The sequence below is a fragment of the Paenibacillus sp. Y280 genome (assembly GCF_056786335.1).
The window spans coordinates 1-1,328 of the sequence record NZ_JBXCIW010000059.1 but is presented as its reverse complement, the minus strand read 5'-3'; the positions used below and the strand labels follow the sequence as shown (position 1 = coordinate 1,328).

General features: G+C 45.9%; 1 protein-coding gene. It reads left to right on the top strand.

What is annotated here, in order from left to right; all coding sequences use genetic code 11:
* Positions 1-77 precede the first annotated feature (77 nt).
* Complete coding sequence (locus AC1TPC_RS26805; RefSeq protein WP_482069769.1) at positions 78-1,322, top strand: ISL3 family transposase; 1,245 nt, start codon at positions 78-80, stop codon at positions 1,320-1,322.
* The last annotated feature ends 6 nt before the right edge of the window (positions 1,323-1,328 follow it).

Genomic DNA, 1,328 nt, shown 5'->3' with positions numbered 1-1,328 from the left:
GCTTCCTCGCCGTTAACAATTAAAAGACCTGTCAATACTGGAAATTAAAAGACCAGTAGAGGACGAGGTGTTTTCATATGTTTACGGCCAATATTAGTAATGAAATACTTGAGCGATTGCTTCATATTCCAGAACCATGGTACGTCGAACGTGCAGATTTCAATCTTGAAAACAAACAACTGGATGTATACGTAAAAGCTAGAAAGCGTGCTTTGTTTGCATGTTCAGACTGTGGAGCAAAGGAACAGCCTGTTCTTGGTATCGCTGATAAGGATCGCGTATGGCGACATCTTAACTTTTTCGAATACCCTTGCTACATTCATGCCGAACTACCTAAGACACACTGCGGGCAATGCAACCGAATAATGCGAGTCAATGTGCCATGGGCATTAGATAAACCCAAGCATTATTTCACCCTTCAATTTGATGCACTGATTATGACGCTCGCTAAAGACATGCCGATGAATGCAATCGCTCGACTTGTCGATGAACATGATACACGGTTATGGCGCATCCTGCATTTCTACGTGGATCACGCTATAGCTACACAAGATTTGTCTTATGTAACAAAGATCAGTACCGACGAAACCTCAGCAAAGCGAGGGCATAACTACATTACGATCTTCATGGATCCCGAGAAGAAAAACGTGATCAGTGTCGCAGTTGGTCGAGATTCCAGCACATGGGATGTTTGCAAAGCGCGTCTTGAAGCTCAGGGCGGAGAACCGGCAAAGATATCAGAATTATGCATGGATATGTCTCCAGCATTTATGAAAGGCGCGGCAGAGAATTTCCCTCAAGCTGCAATCACGTTTGATAAATTCCACGTCATTCAAGCCGTAAACGAGGCCGTCGATGAAGTGCGCCGAAAAGAACAGAAAGGCTGCGAAATGCTAAAACATACGCGCTACATATGGCTAAAGAACGAAGAGAACCTGACGACCGCCCAGAAGGAAAAGCTTGACAAACTCAAGGACTGTGAGCTCGATACGGCCAAAGCATACCGAATGCGTTGGTGTCTCCAGAAGATCTACCAGTACCCAGCACCCATCGCTCCTGCCGTACTTCAGGACTGGATTCAGTGGGGATTGCGCTGTCGCCTAGAGCCCATGGTGAACGTTGCAAAAATGCTGCAAAGGCACTACAACGGCGTTGTCCGCTGGTTCACATCGAAGTTAACCAATGGTCTTCTCGAAGGTGTAAACAGCTTGTTTCAAGCTGCAAAGCGAAAGGCACGTGGATTTCGATCCCATAAGAACATCATCGCGCTCGTATACTTGCTCGCTGGTAAACTTAACTTTTCCATTAAACCAATACTCTAGCGACGG